This is a genomic window from Pseudarthrobacter sp. TE3704, assembly GCF_056279405.1.
This window is the reverse complement of the sequence record NZ_JBWCCJ010000002.1, coordinates 615,927-642,746: the sequence shown is the minus strand read 5'-3', so window position 1 is coordinate 642,746 and position 26,820 is coordinate 615,927. Positions and strand designations below refer to the sequence as shown.

Here is a 26,820-nt window from a genome sequence, read left to right as displayed (position 1 = left end):
ACAGCTTGACCACGATATGGATGTCTTGGCTACCCTGAAAGCATGAGCGCATCCTCCATTGATCTGGCAGTTATTCCCGGCGACGGCATTGGCCCTGAGGTCATCGCCGAGGCAGTCAAAGTACTGGAAAAGGCTGTGGCCGCTGAGGGAGTGGAGCTCAAGCAGACGCACTACAAGCTCGGTGCCGAGCACTGGCTGGCCACGGGGGAGACGCTGCCGGACGAGGTCCTGGCCGACCTCCGAACCCGGGACGCCATCCTTTTCGGCGCAGTGGGCGCCGCTCCCGGCGACACGCGCATTCCCTCCGGCATCATTGAACGCGAGATGCTCCTGAAGCTCCGCTTCAGCCTGGACCACTACGTCAATTTGCGGCCGTCCCGGCTCTACGGAACAGTGGGCAGTCCGCTGGCCAACCCCGGCACCATCGACTTCATCGTGGTGCGCGAAGGAACCGAGGGCCCCTATGTGGGCAACGGCGGCACCCTGCGCGCCGGCACCCCGCACGAAGTTGCCACCGAAGTGTCCCTTAACACCGCCCACGGCGTGGAGCGCGTGGTCCGCGATGCCTTCCGCCGGGCCAGCGCCCGGGAACGCAAGCACGTCACCCTGGTTCACAAGCACAACGTCCTGGTCTACGCCGGGCATCTCTGGAAGCGCACCGTCGAGGCCGTTGCCCAGGAGTTCCCTGACGTGACGCACGACTACCTGCATGTGGACGCCGCCACCATCTTTATGGTCACGGACCCGTCCCGCTTCGATGTGATTGTCACTGACAACCTCTTTGGTGACATCCTCACCGACCTCGCCGCGGCCATTACCGGCGGCATCGGGCTGGCAGCGTCCGGCAACATCAACATGGACCGCACGGCGCCGTCCATGTTCGAACCCGTCCACGGCTCCGCCCCGGATATCGCAGGGCAGGGCAAAGCAGACCCCACCGCGGCAATCCTCTCGGCGGCCCTCCTGCTCGACCACCTCGGCTACGCCGGTGCGGCCCGGAAGATCGAATCCGCGGTGGTTGCCGACGTCGAAAAACGCGACGGCAGCCCCCGCAGCACCAGTGCGGTGGGCGATGCCATCGCCGCCGGACTCTAGCGCGCCGAGGCCTCCTGCATCGGGCGTAAGCTTGTCTCGAATCACCAAATGCCGCCCTGCCGTTCAGCGCTGAACCCGGGGCGGCCGATCGTGGAGGAACCATGACCCAGACTGCCCATGGCGTCGAATTCAGCCAGCAGCTTTCGGCCAACCCGAAGTCTGCTGAAGAGCGTGCAGCCATCCTGGCGAACCCGGGATTCGGCAACCACTTCACCGACCACACCGCCATCGTCGATTACAGCGTGGACGCGGACGGCAACGGCGGCTGGCACAATCCCCGGGTGGAAGGCTACGGACCCATCACCCTGGACCCGTCGGCTGCCGTGCTGCACTACGGGCAGGAGATTTTCGAGGGGCTCAAGGCCTACCGCCACGCCGACGGCTCCATCTGGAGCTTCCGTCCGGAAGCCAATGCCGCCCGCCTGAACAAGTCGGCACGTCGGCTGGCCCTGCCGGAACTGCCGGCAGAGTACTTCCTCGGAGCCATCCGCGAACTGGTGGCCGCTGACAAGGAATGGGTTCCCGCCGGCGACGGCGAAGCACTCTACCTCCGGCCCTTCATGATCGCCACGGAGGCGTTCCTGGGCGTCCGTGCAGCCCGTGAAGTTTCCTTCCGCGTGATCGCCTCGCCCGCCGGCAACTACTTCGGCGGCGAACTCAAGCCTGTCTCCATCTGGATTTCGCGCCAGTACGCCCGGGCCGGCCGGGGCGGCACGGGCGACGCCAAGTGCGGGGGCAACTACGCGGCCTCGCTCATAGCCCAGCAGGAGGCTGAAGCCAACGGCTGCAAGCAGGTCCTGTTCCTGGACCACTTCAACGACGATGCTGTTGAAGAACTGGGCGGCATGAACGTGTTCTTTGTGATGAAGGACGGTTCGCTCGTCACGCCCGCCCTCACCGGCACCATCCTGGAAGGCATTACCCGGATGTCGGTCATCCAGGTGGCCAAGGACATGGGCCGTCAGGTCACCGAACGCAAGATCACCCTTGATGAGTGGCGCGACGGCGTCGCTTCCGGCGATATTGCCGAGGTCTTCGCGTGCGGCACCGCGGCCGTCATCACCCCCATCGGTATCCTGAAGGACGCCACCGAGTTCATTGGCTCCGAGGACGCTACGGCGGGGGAGACCACCATGGCCATCCGCCAGCAGCTGCTGGGCATCCAGACCGGGGCGGTCCCGGACACCCACGGCTGGCTGACCCGCCTGGCATAGCCGGCGCTCAAGCCCTGCAACAACGACGGCGCCTGCCGGGCTTCTGCCCGGCGGGCGCCGTTCGTTGTGTACGTACCACGGCGGGAGTCAGCCGTCCGGGTCAGCGGCGGGCGGCCTTCCTAGCGGCGTTCTTCAAGGCCTTGCGGGAAACAGGCTTCAGGGCCTTCCGTGCAGCTTCTTCTTCCAGCGCCCGGTTGCGGCGGGCGTCGATCATGTCGTTCCACAGCGTCGTCGCAAAGACGCCGCCGTCCTGGGCGTACACGTTGTAGGGGTAGCCGGCGAAGATGGGCGGCGTGGTGGTGCCGCCGGGCAAATCCTTGCCTGCCGCCTTGGCGACTGCGTCTGCGACAGCCCAGGTCCGGGTCAGGTGGCGTGTGAGGTTCTCCTGGACAAACGTGTTTGCGTCACTGGCCGCGGCGGCGCGCGTCAGGAGATCCTCCAGGTCGTCGGCCAGAATACGAGCTGCCGCTTCCTCCGCGGGTACCGAATCCGCAGGCAGGTCCCTGGCCGCTTTTTCCACCGCCTCACTCCAATCGGCGGTTTCGCGGAACTTCCGCCACGTGGGAAACCAGACGATGCCGCCCGTTGCATGGTTGTGGATGTGCAGGAGCCCGCTGTTCTTCTCCGTCGTGGCATGGTCGTGACCGGCGGAATCGGCTTCGGCGAGGAGGTCTGCAAGTGTTGTGGTGCTCATGGTGTGTGGTTCCGGCTTCCTGGGAGACAGCGAGGGGATTCACTGGTGGTCAACCCGGGCACCCCGATGTTCTATTCCGGACGCGGGGCGGCGGTGGTCCGGCGCCGGATGCAAAGATGTGATGGTGACTTCAGCTTCCGGCCCCATTCTGCAGCGCAGCTCCGCCCTGACGCGGTACATCCTGGCCCCGAACCCCGGGCCCATGAGCCTCGAGGGAACCAACTCCTACGTGGTGCGGGCCGCTGGGTATCCCGGCGCCGTCGTGGTGGACCCCGGCCCGCTGGACGAGGCCCACCTCCAAGCACTTGCTGAGGCCGGCCCGGTGGAACTGATCCTCATCACCCACCGCCACGCTGACCATACTGCCGGATCGGCGCGCCTGCATGAACTGACCGGCGCCCCGGTCCGTGCCGCCGATCCCGTGCATTGCCACGGCGGAGAACCCCTGCGCGGCGGGGTGGTCCACGCCGCCGGGCTGGAGATTAACGTGCTGCCCACTCCCGGCCATACCTCGGATTCGCTGTCCTTCCATCTTCCCGACGACGGCCCCCACGGTTCCGTGCTGACCGGTGACACCATCCTGGGCAGGGGCACCACCATGCTGGACTTCCCCGACGGCACACTGGGGGACTACCTGGCAACGCTGGACAGGCTTGAGGCGTTGGGTCCGGCCACCGTCCTCCCGGCGCACGGACCCGTGCTGCCCTCCGTGGAGTCCATTGCGCGGGATTACCGCCTGCACCGGCAGGAGCGGCTCGGCCAGATCCGCGCGGCGCTGGCACAACTCGGCCGGGACGCCACCGTGGGTGAGGTGGCTGACGTCGTCTATTCCGACGTCGGCCCTTCCGTCCGGCGGGCAGCCGAAATGTCGGTTGCCGCGCAGCTGCACTACCTGCGCGCTGAAGGAAGCGGCCAAGCCGGGACGGTAGGGTAGGGACCATGCGTATTGCCAGGTTTGTTGTCGATTCTGATCCCCTGTACGGCGTTGTGGAAGGTGAAACGGGCAGTGAGGAAATCACTGTCATCCACGGAGACCCCTTCTTCAACGGCGTGGAGCGCACGTCCGTCCGGCACAAGCTGGAGGACGTCCGGTTGCTGGCGCCGATCATCCCGCGCAGCAAGGTCATCGGCGTGGGCCGCAACTTCGTGGAGCACGCCCATGAGCTTGGCAACGAAGTGCCCGCCCAGCCGCTCCTCTTCCTGAAGCCCAACACCGCCGTCGTTGGCCCCAACGATCCCGTTGTCCTGCCGGAATTCTCCGAGGAAGTCTCGTTCGAGGCGGAACTGTGCGTAGTGATCGGCCGGATCTGCAAGGACGTCCCGGAAGACCGGGTGGACGACGTCATTTTCGGATACACCTGCGGCAATGACCTCACCGCCCGGGACGTGCAGAAGAGCGACCTGCAGTGGACGCGGGCCAAGGGCTTTGACACCTCCGCACCCCTGGGACCATGGATCGAGACGGAGCTGGATACCGAGGACCTGCAGATCCAGGGCCGGCTCAACGGCGAACTGCGCCAGGACGGCAGCACAAGCCAGATGATCCGCGGCGTGCGCGAACTTGTGTCCGTGGTCTCCCAGGCCTTCACGCTGCTCCCCGGTGATGTCATTATGACCGGCACCCCTGCAGGCGTCGGCCTGGTCAATGCCGGTGACCGTTTCGAAGTGGAGATCGAAGGAATCGGACGGTTGTCCAACCCGATAGTCCGCCGCTGACCCCGGCCGCCCTGACGCGTGGTGCCAGGCGGTAAAGTTGAAGCCACTATGACTACTGCTTCTGCGTCGCCTGCTGCCTCCATTCCGTCCGTCACCGCGGATACGCCCGTCCGGGTCCGCTTTTGCCCGTCGCCTACCGGAACCCCGCACGTCGGGCTGATCCGTACGGCGCTGTTTAACTGGGCCTACGCCCGGCACACCAAGGGCACCATGGTGTTCCGGATCGAGGACACCGACTCGGCGCGGGACAGCGAGGAAAGCTACCACCAGTTGCTGGACGCGCTGAAGTGGCTGGGCATCGACTGGGACGAGGGCGTGGAGGTGGGCGGCCCGCACGAGCCGTACCGGCAGTCGCAGCGCAGCGACATCTACCAGGACGTCATCAAGCGGCTCCGTGACGGCGGGTTCATCTACGAGTCCTTCTCCACGCCGGAGGAGATCGAAGCCCGCCACCGCGCGGCCGGGCGGGACCCGAAGCTCGGCTATGACGGTTTCGACCGGACCCTGACGGACGAGCAGATTTCGGAGTTCAAGGCCCAGGGCCGTGAGGCCGTCCTGCGCCTCCGGATGCCCGAGGAAGACATCACGTTCAACGACCTGGTCCGCGGGGAGATCACCTTCCGTGCCGGTTCCGTGCCGGACTTCGCAGTGGTGCGCGCCAACGGCGCCCCGCTGTACACGTTGGTCAACCCGGTGGACGACGCGCTGATGGGCATCACCCATGTCCTGCGCGGCGAAGACCTGCTCAGCTCCACCCCGCGGCAGATTGCCCTGTACCGGGCCCTTCACGCGGTGGGCGTTGCGCAGTACATGCCGGAGTTCGGCCACCTGCCCTACGTGATGGGCCAGGGCAACAAGAAGCTTTCCAAGCGCGATCCCGAATCCAGCCTGTTCCTGCACCGCGAACGCGGCTTCATCCCCGAGGGATTGCTCAACTACCTCTCCCTGCTGGGCTGGTCGCTCAGCGCCGATGAGGATATCTTCACGGTGGACCAGCTCGTGGAGAACTTCGACATCCACGACGTCCTGGGCAACCCGGCGCGCTTCGACCTGAAGAAGGCAGAGGCCATCAACGGAACCCACGTAAGGATGCTTTCACCCGAGGTGTTCCGGGAACGGCTGGCACCCTACCTGCGCGCCGCGGACCTGGTGGGCGAAATCCTCACTGACCGTGAAGAGGAGATCCTCACCGAAGCCGCGCCGCTCATCCAGGAGCGCATCACGCTGCTGGGCGAGGCACCGGAAATGCTGGCCTTCCTCTTCAAGGCCGACGACGCCATCGACATCGCGGACGACGCCCGCAAGGGATTGCCGGAAAACCTGGCCGAAGTCCTCGACGCGGCCATCACGGCGCTCGAACCCGTTGATGAGTGGACCCCGGACAACATCCAGACGGCACTGAAGCAGGCGCTCGTGGAAGACCTCGGCATCAAGCCGCGGCTCGCCTTCGGCCCCGTCCGCACAGCGGTTTCGGGGCGGCGGATCTCGCCGCCGCTGTTTGAATCCATGGTGATCCTGGGCAAGGAATCCTCCCTGCGCCGGCTCCGGACCTTCCGCGGCTGATGACTGCTCCCAGCAAGGCACGCAGCGGGGTCCTGGAAACGCCCTTCGGGCCAGTCCGGGGCGTCCTTTTCGACATTGACGACACCCTGGTGGACCTCGAATATTCGATGACGACTGCCTTGCGGGAAGTCAGCGAACACCTCCTGCCCGGCCTGGACCAGGCCGGGTGGGAGCGGTTTGGCCGCATCTTCACCCACGAGACCACGCACTACTACGACCAGTACCTCGCCGGTGAGCTGACGTTCAACGAGCAGCGCCTCCTGCGCGGCCGTGCCGCGCTGGGGCACTTTGGCGTGGACCTGGGGGAGGGTGAGGAATCGCACCGGTGGCTCAGCGCCTACGTGGAGAAGCAGCCCTCCTACGTCAAACCTTTCCCGGACGTGCTGCCGCTGCTCGACGTCCTGGACCGCGCGGGTATTCCCTACGGCGCGGTCAGCAACAATGTCCACGATTACCAGCGGGCCAAACTCGACAGCGCCGGGCTGGAGCGCGTCTCGCAGTTGGTCGGGACGGACACCCTCGGGGTGGCCAAACCCAACCCGGCCATCTACCTCGAAGGCGTCCGGCTGCTGGGCACCCCTGCCGCGGAAACCCTCTACGTCGGCGATAACCGGCTGCTTGATGCGGAAGGCTCGACGGCGGCCGGCTTGCTGGGCGTCTGGCTGAACCGGACGGGGGAGCCGGGGCAGGGGTTCGACGGCGGCATGGTTGCCTCGCTGGACCAGCTGGTCAGCTAAGTCACACCGTGCCGATTTGTGCGAGCCGGAAGTCTCGGGTAAAGTAATTTCTCGTGCTGAGGGGCACGGAGCAGGGCAAAAGCCTTGAAAACCGGCCCGAAAGTATCATTGGGATATGGTGTAATTGGCAACACTACGGTTTCTGGTACCGTCATTCTAGGTTCGAGTCCTGGTATCCCAGCTCTGGTTTGAGTGCCGTTCCGGCCTCGAACTGGAACGGTTTCAAGCGGTCCGCCGATTTGAAACGACAGCGCAGTGTGTGAAACAATCACTGAGCTTGACCAGCGGAAACGCTGGCAGGAAGTACACGGCCCCATCGTATAGCGGCCTAGTACGCCGCCCTCTCACGGCGGTAACGCGGGTTCGAATCCCGCTGGGGTCACCAACGGAAATGGTCCCGGGCAACAGCCCGGGGCCATTTTCCATTTCCCGGCGCGTGCCGCTTTGAGCTGGCATGATGTTGCTGTGACTATGTCCAACGAGCCCCACGATCACACGCAGCCGGAGCCGCGGACCGCCGAAGCGCTGGCGCTGCTGGAGGATGTGCGCAACGGGCTTGCGGACGTCGCCCTGCCGCTGGCTCTTCCGGGAGCGGAGCAGGCCCGCCTCGAGGCCGCGAACGCGGTGACCCAGCTCGATGACTACATCCTTCCCCGCTACCGCAGCCTGGATGCTCCACTCCTCGCCGTCGTCGGAGGTTCCACCGGCGCGGGGAAATCGACCCTCGTCAACGCGCTCGTCGGCCACCCGGTGACCCGCGCGGGAGCGATCCGCCCCACAACCCGGCAGCCCATCCTGCTGCACAACCCGGCTGAGGCGGCCTCGTTCGAGGGGCAGCGCGTCCTGCCCGGCCTTAACCGGATCCGCGGCGCCCTCGCCGTGGCCCGGGTTCCTTCCGCCATGGACGTGATCACGTCCGACGCAGCCCCGATGTCGTCGCTGGTACTGCTGGCCGACCCGTCCGTACCGGCCGGGATCGCCCTCCTCGACGCCCCCGACGTCGATTCCATTTCTGACGAAAACAGGAAGCTGGCAGGGCAACTCCTGGCGGCCGCGGACCTCTGGATCTTCGTCACAACCGCCAACCGTTATGCCGACGCCGTCCCCTGGAAGCTGCTCCTGGACGCTGCCACCCGGGACATCATGGTGGCGGTGGTGCTGGACCGGGTCCCGCCGGGTGCGGAGGCGGAGGTCAGCGAGGACCTCCGTGCACTTTTGGACAAGGAAGGGCTGGGGAGCGCACCGATGTTCGTCATCCCCGAAACCCCATTGGACTCCAGGGGCATGCTGCCGGAAGGAGCAGTCCGTCAGCTGAAAACCTGGCTGGACGAGCTGGCGGCCGATGCCGCGGGCCGGTCCGAGGTTGCCCGCCGGACCCTGAACGGGTCGGTCCGTGCCCTCTCCGGCCGGGTTGCCGCAATTGCCCAGGCGGCCCGCGAACAGCAGCGCGCTGCCGGCAGCCTGGAAGCTGACGCCGTGGCAGCCTACCGGCATGCAGCGGAGCGCATCCTGGACGCCACCCGGGACGGGGCACTCCTGCGCGGTGAAGTCCTGGCACGCTGGCAGGACTTCGTCGGCACCGGCGAATTCTTCCGGACCCTGGAACAGAACGTCGGACGGTTCCGGGACCGGCTGGGAGCCTTCTTCCGGGGCGAACCGGCACCGGCCGTGCAGGTCGAGGCCGCCATTGAGACCGGCCTGCAGGCGGTGATCGTTGATGAAGCGGCCAACGCTGCCGAGGAGACTGACCAGCGCTGGCGCTCCCATCCGGCGGGCAGGCAACTGCTGGGCACTGACGATCTTTCCGGCACCTCGCCGGGCTTCGCCGAACGCACTGCCGAGGAAATCCGTGCCTGGCAGGAGGCATTGATGGAACTCATCCGCACGGAGGGCCAGGGCAAGCGCACCCAGGCCCGCTGGTTGTCCTTCGGGATCAACGGACTGGGAGCGGCACTAATGATTGTCGTGTTTTCGATGACCGCGGGACTGACCGGCCTGGAGATTGGTGTGGCCGGCGGGACCGCCGTCGTGGGCCAGCGGCTGCTGGAAGCGGTCTTCGGAGAGGATGCGGTGCGGCGCATGGCCGAAAAAGCCCGGGAGGACCTCGCAGCCCGCTGCCAGCGCCTGCTGGACGGGGAGCAGCAGAAGTTCCTGCTCCGGCTGCCGGCTGCCGACTGGGCTGCCGAAGATGCGCTGCCGGCCCAGTCCGACGCCCTGGCCCGGCTGGCGGGCACCGCGTGAGCCGGCACAGCGACGCACGGGAGTCAACGCGGCTCGACGGCCGGCTTCAGGCGCTCGACGACGCCCGGGAGCTGGGCGAAGGCGTCCTTCCGGATGAAACACTGCAGGAAGTGCTCCGTGTCCTGGAACGGGCCAGTTCCCGCCGTTCACTGTCCGGGGACCACACTGTGGTGGGCTTCTTTGGGGCGACCGGCAGCGGAAAATCGTCCCTGTTCAATGCGGTCAGCGGCGCGGAAATCGCGACGGCGGCCGCCCGCCGCCCCACAACATCGGAACCTTTGGCCGGGGTTTGGGGAGCAGCAGGCAGCGAGCCGCTGCTGGACTGGCTGGAGGTGCGCAACCGGCACCACGCTGCAGCGGTTGACGGCTTCGCCGATGAGGAAACCGGGCTGATCCTGCTGGACCTTCCCGACTTCGACTCCACCCGGCAAGCGAACCGCGAGACAGTGCAGCGGATGGTGGGCCTGGTGGACGTGCTGGTCTGGGTCCTGGATCCACAAAAGTACGCCGACGCAGCCGTGCATAACGGCTTCCTCGCCCCGCTTGCCTCCCACGGCGCCGTCACGCTCGTCGTCCTGAACCAGGTGGACCGGCTGCCCGCACGGGACGTGCAGCCCGTGCTCGACTCCCTGCGCGGCATCCTGGCCCGCGACGGCCTCGGGGAGGTCCGGGTCCTCGCGTCCTCGGCCACGACAGGTGCCGGCGTTGACGCCCTCCGCGCCGCCATCCGCAGCGTGGCCATGCAGCGCAAGGCGCAGTCACAGCGGCTGGCTGCCGACATCGCCAAGGCAGCACACGAGCTGCAGGCCGTGTCCGGCGACGGTGAAGCCGCAGGCGTACGGTCCCCGGCCAAAGCCCGGCTCTCCGATGAGCTGGCCGTGGCGGCGAACGTGCCGGTGGTAGTCAGGGCAGTGGGCCAGTCCTACCGGCTCGAATCCGTGCGCCGGACCGGTTGGCCGGTAACCCGGTGGCTCTCCAGGTTCCGCCCGGACCCGCTGCGCCGGCTCAACCTTCGCAGCAGCACACCAGCAGAACTGAACCGGACATCACTGCCGCCGGCCGGTGCACCGGAGCGGGCCCGGACGGATGCGGCAGTGCGGGAGTTCGCCGATGCAGCCAGTGCCGGTGCTCCCGGCCCCTGGCGCGCCGCCATCCGGGGCGCAGCCCGTGAGGGGAGGGACCGCCTTCCCGATGCCCTGGACCAGGCCATTGCTGGAACAGACCTGGGCGCCAACCGCACATCCTGGTGGTGGGGCGCGTTCAACGTGGTGCAGTGGCTGGCACTGCTGACTGTCGTGGGCGGACTCGGCTGGCTTGGCGTCCTGGCGGCGCTGGGCTACTTCCAGATGCCCGTACCGGAGGTGCCCCGGGTGGAAGGGTGGCCGGTCCCAACCCTGATGATTGCCTTGGGAGTGGTGCTGGGGATCTTCCTGGCAATCACCGGACGCTTCATTGCGGCCGGGGCAGCCCGCGGACGGTCAGGCAGGGCACGGAAACGGCTGAACGCTGCCGTCGCGTCTGTAGCGCAGGAGCTCGTGGTGGAACCCGTGGAGGTTGAGGTCAGCAGGCTGGGCGCCTTCAACGCCGCGCTGAAGAAGGCCGGGCCCCGGTAGGGCTCCGGCAGCAGCCCGGCTCCTGTTCTGTACGGGCGCCTACCCTTTATTAAGGGCGGCAGCGGCGTCCCGGACCTTGATCAACGTCCGCAGGTTGCGGGTGGTGGTGGCTGCCTTGAACCGGGCCTTGGCAGTGATCTTGCTGAAGGGGCTGTCCAGCGTTCCGCCTGCCGGCGCCAGCCAGGCCAGGGCCTCGGGTCCCAGCCGTTTTTGCTTGGCGCCGTCGAGGGCAGCCCCTGCCGTATCCAGTTCGTCCAGCACCGCTGTGTCCGAGGACAGGGTGATGTAGGTGTGCGTGGACCTGTCATCGTCGGGGTAAGGGCAGGCTTCCACCAGTTCGGCCACCCTGCCCGCGTCAAGGACCACCACCCAGGCTTCATAGCCGAAAGCGGCGCGCAGGCACTTTTCACATTCCCGCTTGACGGCGGCGGCACCGAGGCTGCTGGTCAGCACCACGTTTCCGCTGGCCAGAAGGGTCAGGGCGTCCGGAAAACCGCAGGCCTTCAGGGCTTCCCTGAGGTCGGCCATTTTGATGTTGATGCCGCCCACATTGATGCCGCGGAGAAACACTGCGTAGCTGCCCATGGCCACAGCCTAGCGCCCGGGCTTCAGGAGGATGCTGTCAGTCGTTGTTCTTGCGCAGCGCTTCGGTGAGGATCCGCCCGGCGTTGCACACAACCTCGGCGTGCAGGCGGCCTGGCTGGCGGGTAAGCCGCTCGATCGGACCCGAAATCGACACCGCGGCGATCACCCGGCCGGACGGACCCCGCACCGGTGCCGAGACGGAGGCGACCCCCGGCTCGCGTTCGCCGAGGCTCTGGCCCCAGCCCCGCCGTCGTACGCCTGCCAGGACGGTGGGCGTAAAGCGTGCGGCCTGCAGGCCCTCGAGCAGGCGGTCGTGGTCTTCCCATGCGAGCAGGACCTGCGCCGCGGAGCCTGCCTTCATGGACAGCTGCGTGCCGACCGGAATGGTGTCCCGCAAGCCGATGGGACGCTCGGCAGAGGCGACGCAGACACGCCAGTCGCCCTGGCGGCGGAAGATCTGCGCGCTCTCGCCCGTCGCATCGCGCAACTGCATGAGTACGGGACCTGCCGAGGCAATCAGGCGGTCCTCGCCGGCGGCCGATGCCAGCTCCACCAGCCTGCTGCCGAGGACGAACCGCCCCTGGATGTCGCGGCTGACCAGCCGGTGGTGGACGAGGGCCAGGGCCAGGCGGTGGACGGTGGGCCGGGCCAGGCCGGTTGCCGCCACCAGCTGTGCCAGCGTGGTGGGGCCGGCCTCCAGCGCATCAAGCACCTGGGCCGCTTTATCAATGACACCGACTCCACTAGAATTGTCCATGTAATGATATTGCCGTCTCATTATCTGAGATGCAAATCTTTCGGCTGGCGCAGTATGAGCCATGCTGATTCAGTTGAACCAATCAGCCAAACAGCAGTGAAGGGAGATGGCCATGGCAAAGACATTGGCCGAGAAAGTCTGGGACGCACATGTGGTGCGCAAAGGCGACGGCGAAGGAGCCAACGCTCAGCCCGACCTTCTCTTCATCGACCTTCACCTGGTCCACGAGGTCACGTCCCCGCAGGCATTCGAAGGCCTGCGCCTGGCCGGGCGCAAGCTCCGCCGCCCGGACCTGACCATCGCCACGGAGGACCACAACACTCCGACCCTGGACATCGACAAGCCCATCGCCGACCTGACCAGCCGCACCCAGATCCAGACCCTGCGCAACAACTGCGCCGAGTTCGGCGTCCGGCTGCACAGCCTGGGCGACGCCGAACAGGGCATCGTGCACGTGGTGGGCCCCCAGCTCGGGCTCACGCAGCCGGGCATGACCGTGGTCTGTGGTGACTCCCACACCTCCACCCATGGCGCTTTCGGCGCGCTGGCCATGGGCATCGGCACCTCCGAGGTGGAGCACGTCATGGCCACCCAGACGCTCTCCCTGAAGCCGTTCAAGACCATGGCCATTAACGTGGAAGGGACACTGCGTCCCGGCGTCACCGCGAAGGACATCATCCTGGCCGTCATTGCCAAGATCGGCACCGGCGGCGGCCAGGGCTACGTGCTCGAATACCGCGGCTCGGCAATCCGCGCATTGTCCATGGATGCCCGGATGACCATCTGCAACATGTCCATCGAAGCCGGCGCCCGTGCCGGCCTCGTCGCTCCGGACCAGACCACCTACGACTACATGTACGGGCGCCCGCACGCGCCGCAGGGCGCGGAGTGGGACGCCGCCGTCGAGTATTGGAACACCCTGCGCACCGACGACGACGCAACCTTCGACGTCGAAGTGGACCTGGACGCCGACACCCTTGAGCCGTTCGTCACCTGGGGCACCAACCCCGGCCAGGGAGTCTCGCTGTCCCAGTCCGTCCCGTCCCCGGAAGACTTCGGCGACGAGAACGCCAAGGCCGCCGCGGAGCGCGCCCTGCAGTACATGGGACTGGAGGCCGGCACCCCCATGAAGGACATCCGCGTTGACACGGTCTTCCTGGGTTCCTGCACCAACTCCCGGATGGAGGACCTCCGTGCCGCGGCGGACATCGTCCGCGGCCGCCAAAAGGACCCGAACATCCGCATGCTGGTGGTGCCCGGCTCGGCACGCGTCCGGCTGGAAGCCGAAGCCGAGGGCCTGGACAAGGTCTTCAAGGACTTCGGCGCCGAATGGCGCTTTGCCGGCTGCTCCATGTGCCTGGGCATGAACCCGGACCAGCTGGACGTGGGGGAGCGCTGCGCCTCCACCTCCAACCGCAACTTCGAAGGGCGCCAGGGCAAGGGCGGCCGCACCCACCTGGTTTCCCCGGTGGTGGCGGCAGCCACAGCCGTCCGCGGCACGCTCAGCTCGCCGTCGGACCTTGAGCCCGCAGCCATCCGCACCGACGCAGCCTAGGACACATCATGGAAAAGTTCACCAAGCACACCGGCATCGGCGTCCCGCTGCGCCAGAGCAACGTTGACACGGACCAGATCATCCCCGCGGTCTACCTCAAGCGCATTACCCGCACCGGTTTCGAGGACGCGCTGTTCTCCGCCTGGCGCAAGGACCCTTCCTTCATCCTCAACCAGGAGCCCTACAACGCCGGCTCCGTCCTGGTGGCGGGACCGGACTTCGGCACCGGTTCCTCCCGGGAACACGCTGTGTGGGCGCTGAAGGACTACGGTTTCAAAGCCGTCCTTTCATCACGCTTTGCCGATATCTTCCGCGGCAACTCCGGAAAGCAGGGACTGCTGGCAGCGCAGGTTGCCCAGGATGACATCGAACTGATCTGGAAAGAGCTGGAAAACGCTCCCGGTACTGAGGTGATGGTGGACCTGGAGTCCAAAACGGTGGTGTGCGGCACCATCGTCGCACCGTTCGAGATCGACGACTACACCCGGTGGCGCCTGCTGGAAGGCCTGGACGACATTGGGCTCACCCTGCAGCACGAGGCGGACATCACGGCCTACGAAGCCACGCGCCCTGCCTTCAAGCCCAAGACCCTGCCCGCGCGGCTTTCCCAGCCGCACTGACGCGGGAATCTGCGGTACGCGGGTCCGCCACGCCCTGCCGGCGGAGCCCGCGTATTTCGGTTCGGTAACGCGACCTCCTATGCTTGGTTGGAGCCTTTGCAAGGATTTGGGGGCGAGTAATCGTGAGGAAACCGGTATATGAGTAGTGTTCTGACAATCCGCGGCGGAGTCCCGCTTACAGGCCGCGTCAACGTCCGCGGGGCCAAGAATCTGGTCCCCAAGGCGATGGTGGCGGCGTTGCTGGGCAACGAACCGTCGGTGTTGCGGAACGTTCCGGAGATCAAGGACGTGGAGGTAGTCACCTCCCTCCTGCAGCTGCACGGCGTCACCGTGGAGAAGGACCCGGTAAACGGCGACCTCACCCTTGACCCCAAGGCTGCCAAGACGGCACCAAGTACGGCCATCGATGCGCACGCCGGCGACTCCCGGATCCCCATCCTGCTCTGCGGACCGTTGATCCACGCGATCGGCGAGGCGTTCATCCCGGACCTGGGCGGCTGCAAGATCGGCGACCGCCCCATTGACTACCACCTGGACGTCCTGCGCCAGTTCGGTGCCGTCGTGGAGAAGCGTCCCGGCGGAATCCACATTTCAGCACCCAAGGGACTGCACGGAGCCAAGATCTCCCTGCCCTACCCGTCCGTGGGGGCCACCGAGCAGGTGCTGCTGAGCGCCACCCGCGCCGAGGGCATCACCGAGCTGTCCGGCGCGGCCACCGAGCCCGAGATCATCGACCTCATTGCCGTGCTGCAGAAGATGGGCGCCATCATCAGCGTCCAGACGGACCGCACCATCAGGATCGAAGGCGTCCGCGACCTTGGGGGCTACAACCACCGGGCCCTTTCGGACCGCAACGAATCAGCATCCTGGGCATCCGCTGCCCTGGTCACCCGCGGTGACATCTTCGTCGAAGGCGCCTCGCAGCGGGACATGATGACCTTCCTGAACACCTACCGCAAGGTGGGCGGCGGAATGGACATCGGCGAGGACGGCATCCGCTTCTACCACCGGGGCGGCAAGCTCAACCCGCTGGTCCTCGAAACAGACGTGCACCCCGGTTTCATGACGGACTGGCAGCAGCCGCTCGTCGTGGCGCTCACGCAGGCCGAGGGAGTCTCCATCGTCCACGAAACGGTGTACGAAAACCGCTTCGGCTTCACCGAAGCCCTCATCCGGATGGGTGCCAGCATCCAGGTCCACCGAGAGTGCCTCGGCAGCGTTCCCTGCAGGTTCGGGCAGCGCAACTTCCTGCATTCGGCAGTCATCTCCGGGCCTACCCAGCTCAAGGGAACCGACATCGACGTCCCCGACCTCCGCGGCGGCTTCAGCCACCTGATTGCCGCCCTGGCGGCCACCGGTACTTCGCGGGTAACCGGCATCGACATCATCAACCGCGGCTACGAGCGTTTCACCGAAAAGCTCGCCGGCCTGGGTGCTGACTTCGACATCACCACCACGAAGTAACGGGACGGGCCGTGAAGGAATCTGCCAAGAGCAGGGCCACATTCGTGTTCATCGCCGGCGTCGTCCGCCCGCTGTTGAACCTCATGATGGCCAAGAAATGGGAGGGGATCGAAAAGCTTCCCGCCGGCGGCTTCATCGCCGCGCCCAACCACTGCACAGAAATAGACCCCCTCGTGGTGGGGCACATGCTCTATAACCAGAAGCGCGCGCCGCACTTCCTGGCCAAAGCAGCACTGTTCAACGTGCCGGGCCTCGGCTGGCTCCTGCGGGCCACCAAGCAGGTGCCGGTGGAACGTTCGACGGCGGGAGCGAACCGCTCGCTGCAGGTCGCCCAGGAGATTGTCGCCGAAGGCGGGGCGATCATCATCTACCCCGAAGGCACGCTGACACGCGATCCGGAGCTGTGGCCCATGAAGGGGCATACGGGTGCCGCCAGGCTGGCCCTCGAAGGCGGAATCCCGGTGGTTCCCATCGCCCACTGGGGCGCACACGAGGTATTTCCCCGCTATGGTAAGCGGTTCCATATTTTTCCACGCAAGCAGTCCAGGGTTGTGGTGGGTGATCCCGTGGACCTCAGCGCATTCTCCGGGCGGCCGCTGGACAAGGCCACGCTGTCGGCCGCCACAGACGCGATCATGGACGCCATCACCGGACTCCTGGCGGGGATCCGGGGCGAGGAGCCACCGGCAGAGCGCTGGGATCCGACCCGCCAGCAGCAGGCAAAGCACGGACGTTTCGTGGAGCGCGAGCAGCAGAAGCAGCAGCCCGGCAATGGGGCGGATGCTCAGTGACCTCCGGGAACATGACGGGCTCCGCCCGTTCCGTCGCCGTGCTCGGCGCGGGGTCCTGGGGTACCACGTTCGCGAAAATCCTCGGGGACGCCGCCATCGCGGCGGACACCACGCGCGCCATCCGGATCTGGGGGCGGCGCGATGAAGTGGTGGAGCAGATCAACAGCATCCACCGCAATCTTCAGTACCTGAAAGACATCGAACTTCCGGCGAGTATCACAGCCTCCTCGGACGTCCGGGAGGTGCTCCAGGGAGCGGATCTGGTGGTCCTTGCAGTGCCGGCCCAGTCTCTGCGGCCCCAACTGCGCGAATGGAAGGACATGATCGCCCCCGGCGCCATCGTCGTGTCCCTGATGAAGGGACTGGAGCTCGGCACTGATGCCCGCATGAGCGAGGTCATCAGCGAGGAACTCGCCCTTCCGGCTGAACGCATCGCCGTCGTCTCCGGCCCCAACCTCGCGATGGAAATCGCGCGGGAGGAGCCCACGGCATCGGTGGTGGCATGCGCCGATTCAGCCGTCGCCGGCTGGCTTGCCAGGACCTGCACGGCGCCGTATTTCCGGCCGTACACCACCTCCGACGTGGTGGGGGTCGAAATCGGTGGCATCGTCAAGAACGTCATAGCACTGGCTGTGGGCATCTGCGAGGGCAAGCAGATGGGCGACAACACCAAGGCTTCCGTCATCACGCGTGGACTGGCGGAAACCTCGCGCCTTGCACTGGCGCTGGGCGGGAACGCGAAAACCATGGCCGGCCTCGCCGGCCTCGGCGACCTCGTGGCCACCTGCTCATCACCGCTGTCGCGGAACCACACCGCAGGGCGACTGCTGGGAGAAGGCCTTACGCTGGAGGAAGTGGGCCAAAAAATGACCCAGACTGCCGAAGGCATCAAGTCCGGGCAGGCCGTGCATGAGCTGGCCGGCAAGCTGGGCGTCGATATGCCCATCACGGCCGCCGTCGTGGCGGTGCTGGCCGGCAAGCTGTCCGTTGACCAACTGGGGCCCCTCCTGCTGTCCCGGGAACTGAAACCTGAAGGCGATTACTGACGATGTCCCCTGACAACCTGACTGCAGGAGTGCCGGCAAAGCCCCGGGTGGCCGTACTTTTCGGAGGCCGCTCCAGTGAACACGCCGTGAGCTGCGTAACGGCCGCCGGAGTGCTCGGCGCCATCAACAAAGACAAGTACGACGTGATTCCCATCGGGATTGCCAAGTCCGGACAGTGGGTCCTCGCCTCCACCGACACCGCGCAGTGGTCCCTGGCTGCGTCATCCCTCCCGGAGGTGGCGCCGTCTTCGGACACGGTGACCCTGGCCGAGATCGGCGGCGAACACCAGCTGATCGTGGCTTCGCCGAATGAAGTCCCCCGGGAACTGGGCGCCGTGGACGTGGTCTTCCCGCTGCTGCACGGACCCTTCGGGGAGGACGGCACCATCCAGGGGCTCCTGGAGCTTTCCGACACCCGCTACGTGGGTGCCGGTGTCCTGGCTTCCGCGGTGGGCATGGACAAGCACTTCATGAAGGTGGTCTTTGAGGCGGCCGGGCTCCATGTCGGTCCCTACATCGCCGTGACTGACCGGCAGTGGCGCAAGGATCCGGAAGCCGTCCGGAAGCAGGTGGACCTGCTCGGATTCCCCGTTTTCGTCAAGCCCGCACGGGCCGGATCGTCCATGGGAATTTCCAAGGTTGACTCCCTCGACCAACTGGATGCCGCCATCGAGGAAGCACGGCGGCACGATCTCAAGCTGGTCATCGAAGCCGGAATCGCCGGCCGTGAAATTGAATGCGCCGTGCTGGAAGGCAGGGGCACCGACGCCCCCAGGACATCGATGCCGGGCGAGATCTCAGTAGCCGGTGGCAGCCACGAGTTCTACGACTTCAACGCAAAGTACGTGGAGGACGATGCTGCAGCGCTGAGCTGCCCCGCGGATATCCCGGAGGAAGCCATCTCAAGGGTCCGCGAGCTGGCGGCAGCCGCGTTTGACGCCGTCGGGGCCGAGGGCCTGAGCCGCGTCGACTTCTTCTACACGCCCGACGGCGAACTCATCATCAACGAGATCAACACCATGCCCGGCTTTACGCCCAAGAGCATGTATCCGCAGATGTGGGCAGCGTCCGGACTGGGCTACGCGGACCTGATCGATGAACTCATCCACCTCGCGCTTAACCGGAAGACCGGACTGCGCTAGCAGGGGCTTCCCCACGGTTGAGCGTGGCGAAAGACCCCGGCGGGCCGGGCTGCGCCTACTGGCTCTGCGGCAGGTCCTGGAGTTCTTCCTGGCCCACGCAGTTGCGGGTGGCCGGCACCTTGCCGGCCGCCGTTGCGAGATCTGCCAGCACCGTGGCGGAGCTGATCTTGTCCGGGTCCATCAGGATCTCGGTAGCAGGTTCACGGCCGTAGGTGGTCAGGGTCCACACCGGGTCGCCTTCCTTGATGACCCAGTCGATGCCATTGACCGTCACGCAGCGGTCGGTGGTGGGGCCGGGAACGTTGACGCCGCAGCGGAGGATGACCAGAGACGGGTCCCCCCAGGCCGCGGTGGCCTGGCTGTTCGTCTTCCGCAGGCGGGCGTCCCCGATCGCGTCCGGCAGTGCCACCATCATGGGTGCGCAGGCGGGATCCGCTGCATCTTTGGCGGCGGTGACGTCCACCGCGGGAGAACATCCTGCCAACAAAGAGATGGTGAACGCCGCTGCGAGAGCCGTTCGCATTTTCGTCATGCGGGCGGGATGTGGCTTGGACAGGAAAGTGGGCATGACAACCATCATCTCCGGCCACAGAGCCCCACGCCAATCTTCCCGGGTCGCCGGCCTCTGCACGAACCTAAGACGAACGCTGCCGCGCTCGACTGGACAATCTGCCGGTCGACAGGGCGATAAGCTGAAGAAACAATGACAAGAATAATTGACTCCGCCCGTCCGACTGTGGAGGCCTCCCCACCGATGAGGAGCCGCATACTGAAGGCAGCCGGTCTGCTGGGCGCCGCTTGTGTCCTGACGCTTACCGCGTGGGGCCGTCTACCCATCCTGACCCGGGAGACCGTGTGGGCTGAGGACGGCGGAGTGTTCCTCCGGGACGTTTTGCGCGCTGGACACCTCCAAAGCATTTTTCTGCCGTATGACGGCTACTTGCACGTCCTGCCCAGGCTCCTGGCCAGCATCTCCCACGCCTTTGTACCGTTGGAGGGTTACGCCATCGCTATGTCGCTGCTGAGTTGTGCTGTAGTGGCAGGAATATCAATTGGCGTTTTCCACTTGGCCCGCGTACTGACCGAATCAGTGTCAGTCCGCCTCATGATCGCCGTAATTCCGATCCTGTTGCCGATTGGTCCGAACGAAGTCCTGGGAAATGCAGCCAATCTGCACTGGTACCTGCTGTGGCTGGCGCCCTGGCTCCTGCTAAAGAAGCCAGCCAACCCGGCCGCTGGTGCCGTGCTTTTCGTGCTTTCCTTCGTGACGGCAGCGAGCGAAATTATCAGCGGCATGTTTTTGCCCCTCGCTGTTTGGGTTGCTTGGAAGCGGCGGAGCTACGCAGCACCCGCGGGACTGCTGCTGGGTCTGGTTCTCCAAGTCATGACAACCCTCGTCAGCCCGAGGTTCGATGGGGCAGCACCTCCGACCGATGCAGTCGACAAATTGTCTGTCCTTATGGGATACGTGCTGCTGCCCATCGGATCGATCTGGCATCCGGACAGCAGGACATTGGCGTCTGGAATTGTGAACTTCGGTTCGTGGGTCCTTGTTATTCCGACTTTGCTGTTTATTGGGCTGCTGGCGTTTGTACTGGCGAAAGGCGCCACAGCTCTGAAATTCGGGGCAGCGGCTGCTATTGCAGCTTCCGGATTGTGTTGGGCGGCATCAGTAGTTCTGAGTGGAAATACCATGTTCAACTATGCCGCTTATGCGGAATCGGATTGGGCCAACAGCTTTACGTATATACGCTATGCGGCTGCCCCTGGGATGTTCCTTCTCCTGCTGGTTCCCCTGGCCGCCGCCACTGCCGTGCAGAATGGGCACATCAGTCGCGGCAACGTCCCCTACTTTGCGGGCATTTTCGTCATATTTCTCCTCATCAGCTACTTTCCCACTGCCACAACCCGGCAAACGGGCCCGGCGTGGGCACCGGGAGTAGAAGCAGCCCGCACGGCCTGCAGCAACGACAGGGCGTTGGCCGCTGCAGTGGTGGTAGTCGCACCTGCTGCCTGGAAGTTCGCGCAGGTCGAGATTGCCTGCCCGGAGCTGCGGGGACAGTGAAAGGCATAAGGGCCGGGCTCCTGGGCTGGCTCCTGTGTTCCACTTCGCCTGACGAGTGCGTGGCCCGTGTCGGTTTCTTCTCCTTATAAGCTGGTTCCATCATGAATAACACTGCTGTCGCTGCGCCATGCCACCGGCTGGATCCAGAGAAAAAGGCCAAACGGTCCTACCGTGTGCGGAGCCTGAGGGCCGTGAGCGTGGTGGCGGCGGTGATAGGGCTGACCTTCTTGACGTGGTTCCGCCTTCCTGAAGTATCCCGCGGGACTCTGTGGGCCGAGGATGCCGCTGTTTTCCTGGCCGAGACGATATCCGTCGGGTCCTGGCAAAGCATCGTTGAGCCGTATGCGGGGTATCTTCACACGATTCCGCGGGTTGTATCTGCTATTGCCTACACAGTCGGCCCCATTGAGGCGTATGCGATGCTTGTTACTTTCCTCAGTTGCATGACGGTTGCAGCGATAGCAACAGGCACGTACTTTTTGTCCGGGCAGCTTTTCCAGCGCAAAAGTTATCGTTTGATGGTGGCGCTCATCCCGGTCCTCGTACCTGTTGGACCGCTTGAAGTTTTGGGAAACGCGGCAAACCTCCATTGGTATCTGCTCTGGCTTTGTCCATGGCTGCTGATTTTTGAGCCGCGCACCTGGCCCGTGCGTGCCGTCCTTATTGTTGCCACGCTGGCAGCTGCCACCACGGAAATCATCGTAGGAATCTTCCTGCCATTGGCGATCTGGGAGATCGTCAAAAGGAAGAATTATGCCGCGCCGGCCGCGCTCATTCTTGGCATTGGCCTGCAGTTTCTCGCTACGGTCGCAAATCCGCGTTACTCCGAAGCTCCCCGTCTCGATTCGATGGACCCTTTGTCAGTCATCTACGGGTTTCTCCTGCAAGCGGTCGGATCCATCTGGGAGACGGATGCGGACACGATGGCACTCAATGTCGTGACATTCGGTGGGTTTGCCGTGGCCATTCCCGTCATCGTCATTTTTGGACTGCTCGCGTACATCGTGGCGTACGGTCGCGCACAGTGGAAAGTGACTGCCTTGTATGCCCTCGCCGCCGCTGCATCCTGCTGGGCTGCCGCAACGGTACTCAATCCGTCACCGGAATTCGATTTCGCCAACTTTTCCAAAGAAGAGTGGTTGTCAAAATTCACGTTTTTCCGTTACGCGGCCGCACCCTCCATGTTCTTGCTCGCACTGGTTCCCATAGCCTGCGCAGTGGCGGAAGACAAAGGGGTGATCGGCTCCAACAAGACCAAGTACCTCGCGCCTGTCCTGCTGGCGGTCTTTCTCTCCAACAGCTACCTGCAGGCCACGCCTGCCCGGCAAACCGGCCCCGAGTGGATGACAGGCGTCCAGACCGCTACCGTGCAGTGCGCCGCGGACCCGTCGATGACTGAGGCGGTTATCCCGGTCACACCGGCAAACTGGCAGGTAGCTGTTCCCTGCAAGCTCCTACCGGGCAAGTAGCTAAAAGGACTCCGGGCCCCAATGTCGGTGCCGCGCTGTAGCGTAGTGCCGTGCCAGAAAAGCCCATAAGCAGCAGTGAACAGACCCGCACGGACGGGACATCCGCAGGCCAGGCCGGCCCGGTCGGGTCCGGACCGGGACAGCAGCCGGCCGTGGCTGACCTCTCCGAAGCCGAACTGCTGGCCCGGATCTTTCCCCGGCTTTCCATGGCAGGGGCCCACTCCGCAGCCACCCTCCTTGGCCCGGGGGACGACGCCGCCGTGGTGGCTGCCCCTGACGGAAAGACTGTCATCAGCATTGACACCCAGGTTGAAGACCAGGACTTCCGCCTTCGCTGGTCCAATGGCTACCGCACCACCGGCTTTGACGTGGGGTGGAAAGCGGCAGCGCAAAACCTCAGCGACATCAACGCCATGGGGGCAACGGCAACGTCCATGGTGGTGAGCCTCACCTTGCCGCCGGACACCCCCGTCAGGTGGGTTGAAGGCGTGGCCGACGGCCTTTCAGCGGGCATCAGGGAACTCGGGGCGGACAGCTGCTCGGTGGCAGGCGGTGACCTTGGCCGCGGGCGTGAAATCTCTGTCACCGTGGCCGTGGTGGGGACCCTTCATGGGGGAGAGGCGGTACTCCGCTCCGGCGCGCGCCCGGGTGACATCCTGGCGCTGGCAGGCACCGCCGGGCATGCCGCCGCAGGCCTGGCCCTTCTTGAATCCCCTGTGAACGTGGAGCTCCTCACCCCGGCGCAGCGCGTCTTCCTTGACCTCCAGTGCCGGCCGCGGCCACCGCTCGCCGCAGGTCCGGCCGCCAGGGAAGCCGGAGCGACAGCCATGCTGGACGTTTCGGACGGACTGCTGCGAGATGGCCGGCGCATGGCGGTTGCCAGCAACGTCGGCATCGACCTCGATCCCGGACACTTGGCCCGCCTGGCGGCGGTTTTGCATCCGGCAGCGGAGCTGCTCGGCATGGACCCAGCGGCATGGGTACTGGGCGGCGGCGAGGACCACGGACTCCTCGCCACATTCCCGCCGGGCTTCCAGCTGCCTGTGGGATTCACTGCGATAGGCTCGGTACAAGCACTGGGAATCGATGAAGGCCCGGGCGTCATGATTGCGGGCCGGTCCGCGGACACCGGGGGATGGGATCACTTTGCACACTAAGGTTGCCGCCAACGCGCAAGCGATGAAGAGGTGGTTGGGCAAGGCTGAGACGGCCCTGGGCAACCACAGCGACCGCCTGAATGCCATCAATATCTTCCCGGTGGCGGATGGGGACACAGGAACCAACCTGTACCTGACGGTACGCGCCGCGGCCCGGGCCCTTGCCACCAGCGGCGACCAGCCGGTCCAGATGGACGTCGGCGCCGTGCTGGCCACAGCCGGCCAGGCCGCCCTCGAAGAGGCAAGGGGAAATTCCGGCACGCTGTTCTCCGTGTTCCTGTGCGCGGCTGCCGAACCGCTCGCGGGCCATACCCGGCTGACGTCCACGCTGTTGGCGGCGGCCCTGAACCGGGCCCAGATCCGTGCCTGGTCCGCCCTCAGCGACCCCGTTCCAGGCACCATGCTTTCCGTGATGGAAGCTGCGGCACGCGCAGCAGCGGCCGTGGATGCCGGGCAAAATGGAGATGACAGCAACCACGCCCTGGGCCTTGTGCTGGACGCCGCCGTCGAAGCGGCACTCACGGCCGTCATCCACACCGAGGACCAGCTTGACGCACTCACCAGCGCGCATGTGGTGGACGCCGGCGGAGTGGGAATGCTCCTGATCCTGGACTGCCTCCGCTCCGCTGTGCTGGGCGAGGAACTGCAGAGCGAACTCCTTGACGGCCTCCACGGTTATGACGTCGCCGATCCGCACATCCACACCGATATGCCGGACGACGACGGTGTGGAAGTCATGTGCACCATCAGCCTTTCACCCCTGAATGCCGCCACACTCCGGCAACGGCTGGACGAGATCGGCGAGTCGGTGATCATGAGCCAGGTAGGGAGCGGCGTGGATGCCAACGGGAACTACCGGTGGCGGGTGCACGTCCACGTCCCCGACCCCGACCCCGCCGTCGCTATCATCAGATCCCTGGGGGAACCCTCCCAGATCAGCATCAGCGAACTCGCGCTGCCGCGTGATCCGGACACGGACGCAGTGAACTCCAGTGGGCATGAACGCTGAGCTGGACCTGGGCCTGGAACGCCGCATCGGAAAACGTTCCGCCGCCGTCATCGAGAAGCACCTGGGCATCACCACGGTGGAAGAACTGCTGAACTACTTTCCCCGCCGGTACCTGACCCGCGGTGAATTGACGCCGATCAGCGAAATCCCGCGCGATGAGGAGGTCACCCTGATCGCCCGGGTCCTGTCCAGCAGCACCCGCACCATGCGGGCGCGCCGCGGCAGCATCACCGACGTCGTGGTTTCGGACGACGACGGCAAGACAGGCCTCAGGGTGGTAGGCGGGACGGATTACCGGGGCAAGGTCCCCGGGACACTCAAGATCAGCTTTTTCAACGGATACCGGGCCAAGGCTGAACTGCTGCAGGGACGCCGTGCACTGTTCTCCGGCAAGGTCACCAGCTTCAACGGTGTCCTGGGCCTCACGAACCCGGATTTCCATGTCCTGGACGAGGACCCGTTCAGCGACGGCGGCCAGGATCCGGAGAAGCTGGCGGCCATGCCTATTCCGGTGTACCCCGCCACCGCCAAACTTCCCAGCTGGAAGATCCAGAAGGTCATTACAACACTGCTTGAGACCGTGGATCTCGCTTCGCTTCCGGATCCGGTGCCGCCCAAGGTTGCCGAGCGGGAAAAGTTCCTAACCCTGGCCCAGGCCTACCGGCTCATCCATGCGCCGGAGACTGCTGTGGACTGGAAGCGGGCCCGGGAACGGCTCCGGTACCACGAAGCCCTGGTCCTGCAGTCCGCGCTCGCCCGGCGCCGGGCCCAAATCGCCTCGGAAGAAGCCACCGCCCGCCGGCCGGTGGCAGACGGGGTGCGGGCCGCTTTCGACAGAAACCTTCCCTTCACGCTCACGGACGGGCAGGCCGCCGTCGGGAAGACGCTCGCCGCGGAACTGGCCCACGATGCCCCCATGAACCGGCTGCTGCAGGGGGAGGTGGGCTCGGGCAAGACGGTGGTGGCTCTGCGGGCCATGCTGCAGGTGGTTGACGCGGGGGGCCAGGCGGCGCTCCTGGCACCCACGGAAGTCCTCGCCGCCCAGCATTACGACTCAATTCGCCGCACCCTCGGCCCGCTCTCCCGGGACGGCCTGCTCGGCGGGCTTGCCGGACCGGACGGCGCCTCCGTCCAGGTCACCCTCCTGACCGGGTCCATGCCCACCGCGGCGCGCAAGCAGGCCATGCTGGACGCGGCGTCCGGGACGGCCGGAATTGTGATCGGCACCCACGCCCTGCTCAGCGACAATGTGTCCTTCTACGATCTCGGACTGATCGTGGTGGACGAGCAGCACCGGTTCGGCGTGGAGCAGCGCGATGCCCTTCGTGCCAAGGCCCGAAAGCCCCCGCACTTGCTGGTCATGACTGCCACGCCCATTCCCCGCACTGTTGCCATGACCGTCTTCGGTGACCTGGAGACGTCCACCCTTGACGAGCTGCCGAAGGGCAGGGCTCCCATCACCACGCATCTGGTGGGCCTCTCCGAGAACCCGGCCTGGGCCGGGCGTATCTGGGCCCGCGCCCGCGAGGAAATTGACGCCGGTCACCAGGTGTACGTTGTCTGCCCCAAGATCGGCACGGACGACGACGGCGATTTCAGCCCCGGCGAAGCCGAACCGCCCGGCCTCGAGCAGGATGACGACGTCCGCGAACTGGCATCGGTGGCTGCCGTCGTCGAGCACCTCTCGACCGAACCGTCCCTCGCCGGCGTCCCGCTGGCTCCGCTCCACGGGCGCCAGGATCCTGAGGTCAAGTCCGCCACCATGGCAGGGTTCGTCGCCAACAGCGTCAAACTGCTGGTGTCCACCACGGTGATCGAGGTGGGTGTGGACGTGCATAACGCAACGCTTATGGTGATCCTGGATGCCGACCGGTTTGGCATCTCCCAGTTGCACCAGCTTCGGGGGCGGGTGGGCCGCGGCGGCCTGCCCGGAACATGCCTGCTGGTCACGGCGCTTGAGCCCGCCCATCCCAGCCGGCGAAGGCTGGAGGCAGTGGCTGCGACCACTGACGGGTTCATCCTTTCGCAGGAGGACCTGAAGCTGCGCCGTGAGGGTGACATCCTGGGTGCCTCCCAGTCCGGCGGGCGTTCCACCCTGAAACTGCTGCGTGTTCTGGAACACGAGGACGTCATCGCCCGGGCCCGGGAGGACGCGCAGGACATCGTGGGGAAGGATCCCTTCCTGTCCGGCCACCCGGAACTCGCGGATGCCATTGATAAGTACCTCAACCCGGAGAAGGAGGCGTTCCTTGAGCGCGGTTAACCAGGATGCCGCAGTGGGCGGCAG

General features: G+C 65.7%; 23 protein-coding genes and 2 tRNA genes. 21 read left to right on the top strand and 4 right to left on the bottom strand.

Features of this window, described 5'->3' with window-relative positions; all coding sequences use genetic code 11:
• Positions 1-42: 42 nt before the first annotated feature.
• A complete protein-coding gene (locus ACZ9BC_RS06995; RefSeq protein WP_476245289.1) occupies positions 43-1,095 on the top strand; it encodes a 3-isopropylmalate dehydrogenase in 1,053 nt (350 codons plus the stop codon).
• Positions 1,096-1,196: 101 nt separating this feature from the next.
• A complete protein-coding gene (locus ACZ9BC_RS06990) occupies positions 1,197-2,309 on the top strand; it encodes a branched-chain amino acid aminotransferase (RefSeq protein WP_476245288.1) in 1,113 nt (370 codons plus the stop codon).
• A 100-nt stretch (positions 2,310-2,409) separates the two neighbouring features.
• Here ACZ9BC_RS06990 and ACZ9BC_RS06985 read toward each other — a convergent pair whose 3' ends face one another.
• Positions 2,410-3,003, bottom strand: coding sequence for a hypothetical protein (locus tag ACZ9BC_RS06985; RefSeq protein WP_476245287.1), 594 nt, complete (start codon positions 3,001-3,003; stop codon positions 2,410-2,412).
• Positions 3,004-3,124: 121 nt separating this feature from the next.
• On the opposite strand from ACZ9BC_RS06985, the gene ACZ9BC_RS06980 reads away from it, so the two are divergent.
• The 8 genes from ACZ9BC_RS06980 to ACZ9BC_RS06945 all read left to right on the top strand — a co-directional run bounded on the left by ACZ9BC_RS06980 (position 3,125) and on the right by ACZ9BC_RS06945 (position 10,873).
• Entirely contained in the window at positions 3,125-3,937 is an 813-nt protein-coding gene (locus ACZ9BC_RS06980; RefSeq protein WP_476245286.1) for an MBL fold metallo-hydrolase, read from the top strand.
• Between the two features lie 5 nt (positions 3,938-3,942).
• Positions 3,943-4,719, top strand: coding sequence for a fumarylacetoacetate hydrolase family protein (locus tag ACZ9BC_RS06975; protein ID WP_115525574.1), 777 nt, complete (start codon positions 3,943-3,945; stop codon positions 4,717-4,719).
• A 48-nt stretch (positions 4,720-4,767) separates the two neighbouring features.
• Positions 4,768-6,282: a glutamate--tRNA ligase gene (gene gltX / locus ACZ9BC_RS06970; RefSeq protein ID WP_476245285.1), complete on the top strand. Its 1,515-nt coding sequence runs from the start codon at positions 4,768-4,770 to the stop codon at positions 6,280-6,282.
• Complete coding sequence (locus ACZ9BC_RS06965) at positions 6,282-7,019, top strand: HAD family hydrolase (RefSeq protein WP_476245284.1); 738 nt, start codon at positions 6,282-6,284, stop codon at positions 7,017-7,019. Before gltX ends, ACZ9BC_RS06965 begins: the two co-directional genes overlap by 1 nt.
• A gap of 109 nt (positions 7,020-7,128) precedes the next feature.
• Positions 7,129-7,200: transfer RNA gene (locus ACZ9BC_RS06960), tRNA-Gln, on the top strand.
• Between the two features lie 128 nt (positions 7,201-7,328).
• A tRNA-Glu gene (locus tag ACZ9BC_RS06955) sits at positions 7,329-7,404 on the top strand.
• 86 nt (positions 7,405-7,490) lie between these two features.
• Entirely contained in the window at positions 7,491-9,260 is a 1,770-nt protein-coding gene (locus tag ACZ9BC_RS06950; protein ID WP_476245410.1) for a dynamin family protein, read from the top strand.
• Entirely contained in the window at positions 9,257-10,873 is a 1,617-nt protein-coding gene (locus tag ACZ9BC_RS06945) for a GTPase (protein WP_476245283.1), read from the top strand. The genes ACZ9BC_RS06950 and ACZ9BC_RS06945 overlap by 4 nt, the downstream gene beginning before the upstream one ends.
• A gap of 39 nt (positions 10,874-10,912) precedes the next feature.
• Here ACZ9BC_RS06945 and ACZ9BC_RS06940 read toward each other — a convergent pair whose 3' ends face one another.
• Together ACZ9BC_RS06940 and ACZ9BC_RS06935 are read right to left on the bottom strand one after the other, a co-directional pair.
• Entirely contained in the window at positions 10,913-11,458 is a 546-nt protein-coding gene (locus tag ACZ9BC_RS06940) for a DUF1697 domain-containing protein (protein WP_476245282.1), read from the bottom strand.
• A gap of 37 nt (positions 11,459-11,495) precedes the next feature.
• On the bottom strand, positions 11,496-12,215 hold the full coding sequence (locus ACZ9BC_RS06935) for an IclR family transcriptional regulator (RefSeq protein ID WP_058266868.1): 720 nt from the start codon (positions 12,213-12,215) through the stop codon (positions 11,496-11,498).
• Positions 12,216-12,327: 112 nt separating this feature from the next.
• Between ACZ9BC_RS06935 and leuC the strand changes: the two genes are divergently transcribed.
• The 6 genes from leuC to ACZ9BC_RS06905 all read left to right on the top strand — a co-directional run bounded on the left by leuC (position 12,328) and on the right by ACZ9BC_RS06905 (position 18,833).
• Positions 12,328-13,770 carry a 3-isopropylmalate dehydratase large subunit gene (gene leuC, locus ACZ9BC_RS06930; RefSeq protein ID WP_476245281.1) on the top strand — a complete coding sequence of 481 codons (1,443 nt, stop codon included), beginning with the start codon at positions 12,328-12,330 and terminating at the stop codon, positions 13,768-13,770.
• Positions 13,771-13,778: 8 nt separating this feature from the next.
• Positions 13,779-14,390, top strand: coding sequence for a 3-isopropylmalate dehydratase small subunit (gene leuD / locus ACZ9BC_RS06925; protein WP_476245280.1), 612 nt, complete (start codon positions 13,779-13,781; stop codon positions 14,388-14,390).
• Positions 14,391-14,528: 138 nt separating this feature from the next.
• Positions 14,529-15,854, top strand: coding sequence for a UDP-N-acetylglucosamine 1-carboxyvinyltransferase (gene murA / locus ACZ9BC_RS06920; RefSeq protein WP_476245279.1), 1,326 nt, complete (start codon positions 14,529-14,531; stop codon positions 15,852-15,854).
• A gap of 11 nt (positions 15,855-15,865) precedes the next feature.
• The gene (locus ACZ9BC_RS06915; protein WP_476245278.1) at positions 15,866-16,645 is read left to right on the top strand and encodes a lysophospholipid acyltransferase family protein; all 780 of its coding nucleotides are present in this window, start codon (positions 15,866-15,868) and stop codon (positions 16,643-16,645) included.
• 11 nt (positions 16,646-16,656) lie between these two features.
• Entirely contained in the window at positions 16,657-17,691 is a 1,035-nt protein-coding gene (locus tag ACZ9BC_RS06910) for an NAD(P)H-dependent glycerol-3-phosphate dehydrogenase (RefSeq protein ID WP_115525588.1), read from the top strand.
• 2 nt (positions 17,692-17,693) lie between these two features.
• Positions 17,694-18,833: a D-alanine--D-alanine ligase family protein gene (locus ACZ9BC_RS06905; RefSeq protein WP_476245277.1), complete on the top strand. Its 1,140-nt coding sequence runs from the start codon at positions 17,694-17,696 to the stop codon at positions 18,831-18,833.
• A gap of 55 nt (positions 18,834-18,888) precedes the next feature.
• Here the strand turns inward: ACZ9BC_RS06905 and ACZ9BC_RS06900 are convergent, their stop codons facing one another.
• Positions 18,889-19,365 carry a DUF3515 domain-containing protein gene (locus tag ACZ9BC_RS06900; RefSeq protein WP_476245276.1) on the bottom strand — a complete coding sequence of 159 codons (477 nt, stop codon included), beginning with the start codon at positions 19,363-19,365 and terminating at the stop codon, positions 18,889-18,891.
• 573 nt (positions 19,366-19,938) lie between these two features.
• Here ACZ9BC_RS06900 and ACZ9BC_RS06895 point away from each other — a divergent pair.
• From ACZ9BC_RS06895 to ACZ9BC_RS06875, 5 genes are all read left to right on the top strand, one after another.
• Complete coding sequence (locus ACZ9BC_RS06895) at positions 19,939-20,898, top strand: hypothetical protein (RefSeq protein WP_476245275.1); 960 nt, start codon at positions 19,939-19,941, stop codon at positions 20,896-20,898.
• Positions 20,899-21,089: 191 nt separating this feature from the next.
• Positions 21,090-22,367 carry a hypothetical protein gene (locus ACZ9BC_RS06890; RefSeq protein WP_476245274.1) on the top strand — a complete coding sequence of 426 codons (1,278 nt, stop codon included), beginning with the start codon at positions 21,090-21,092 and terminating at the stop codon, positions 22,365-22,367.
• 206 nt (positions 22,368-22,573) lie between these two features.
• Complete coding sequence (gene thiL, locus ACZ9BC_RS06885; protein WP_476245409.1) at positions 22,574-23,524, top strand: thiamine-phosphate kinase; 951 nt, start codon at positions 22,574-22,576, stop codon at positions 23,522-23,524.
• A 22-nt stretch (positions 23,525-23,546) separates the two neighbouring features.
• A complete protein-coding gene (locus tag ACZ9BC_RS06880; protein ID WP_476245273.1) occupies positions 23,547-24,533 on the top strand; it encodes a DAK2 domain-containing protein in 987 nt (328 codons plus the stop codon).
• Positions 24,523-26,796, top strand: a complete 2,274-nt coding sequence (locus tag ACZ9BC_RS06875) for an ATP-dependent DNA helicase RecG (protein ID WP_476245408.1) — start codon at positions 24,523-24,525, stop codon at positions 26,794-26,796. Before ACZ9BC_RS06880 ends, ACZ9BC_RS06875 begins: the two co-directional genes overlap by 11 nt.
• Positions 26,797-26,820: the final 24 nt, after the last annotated feature.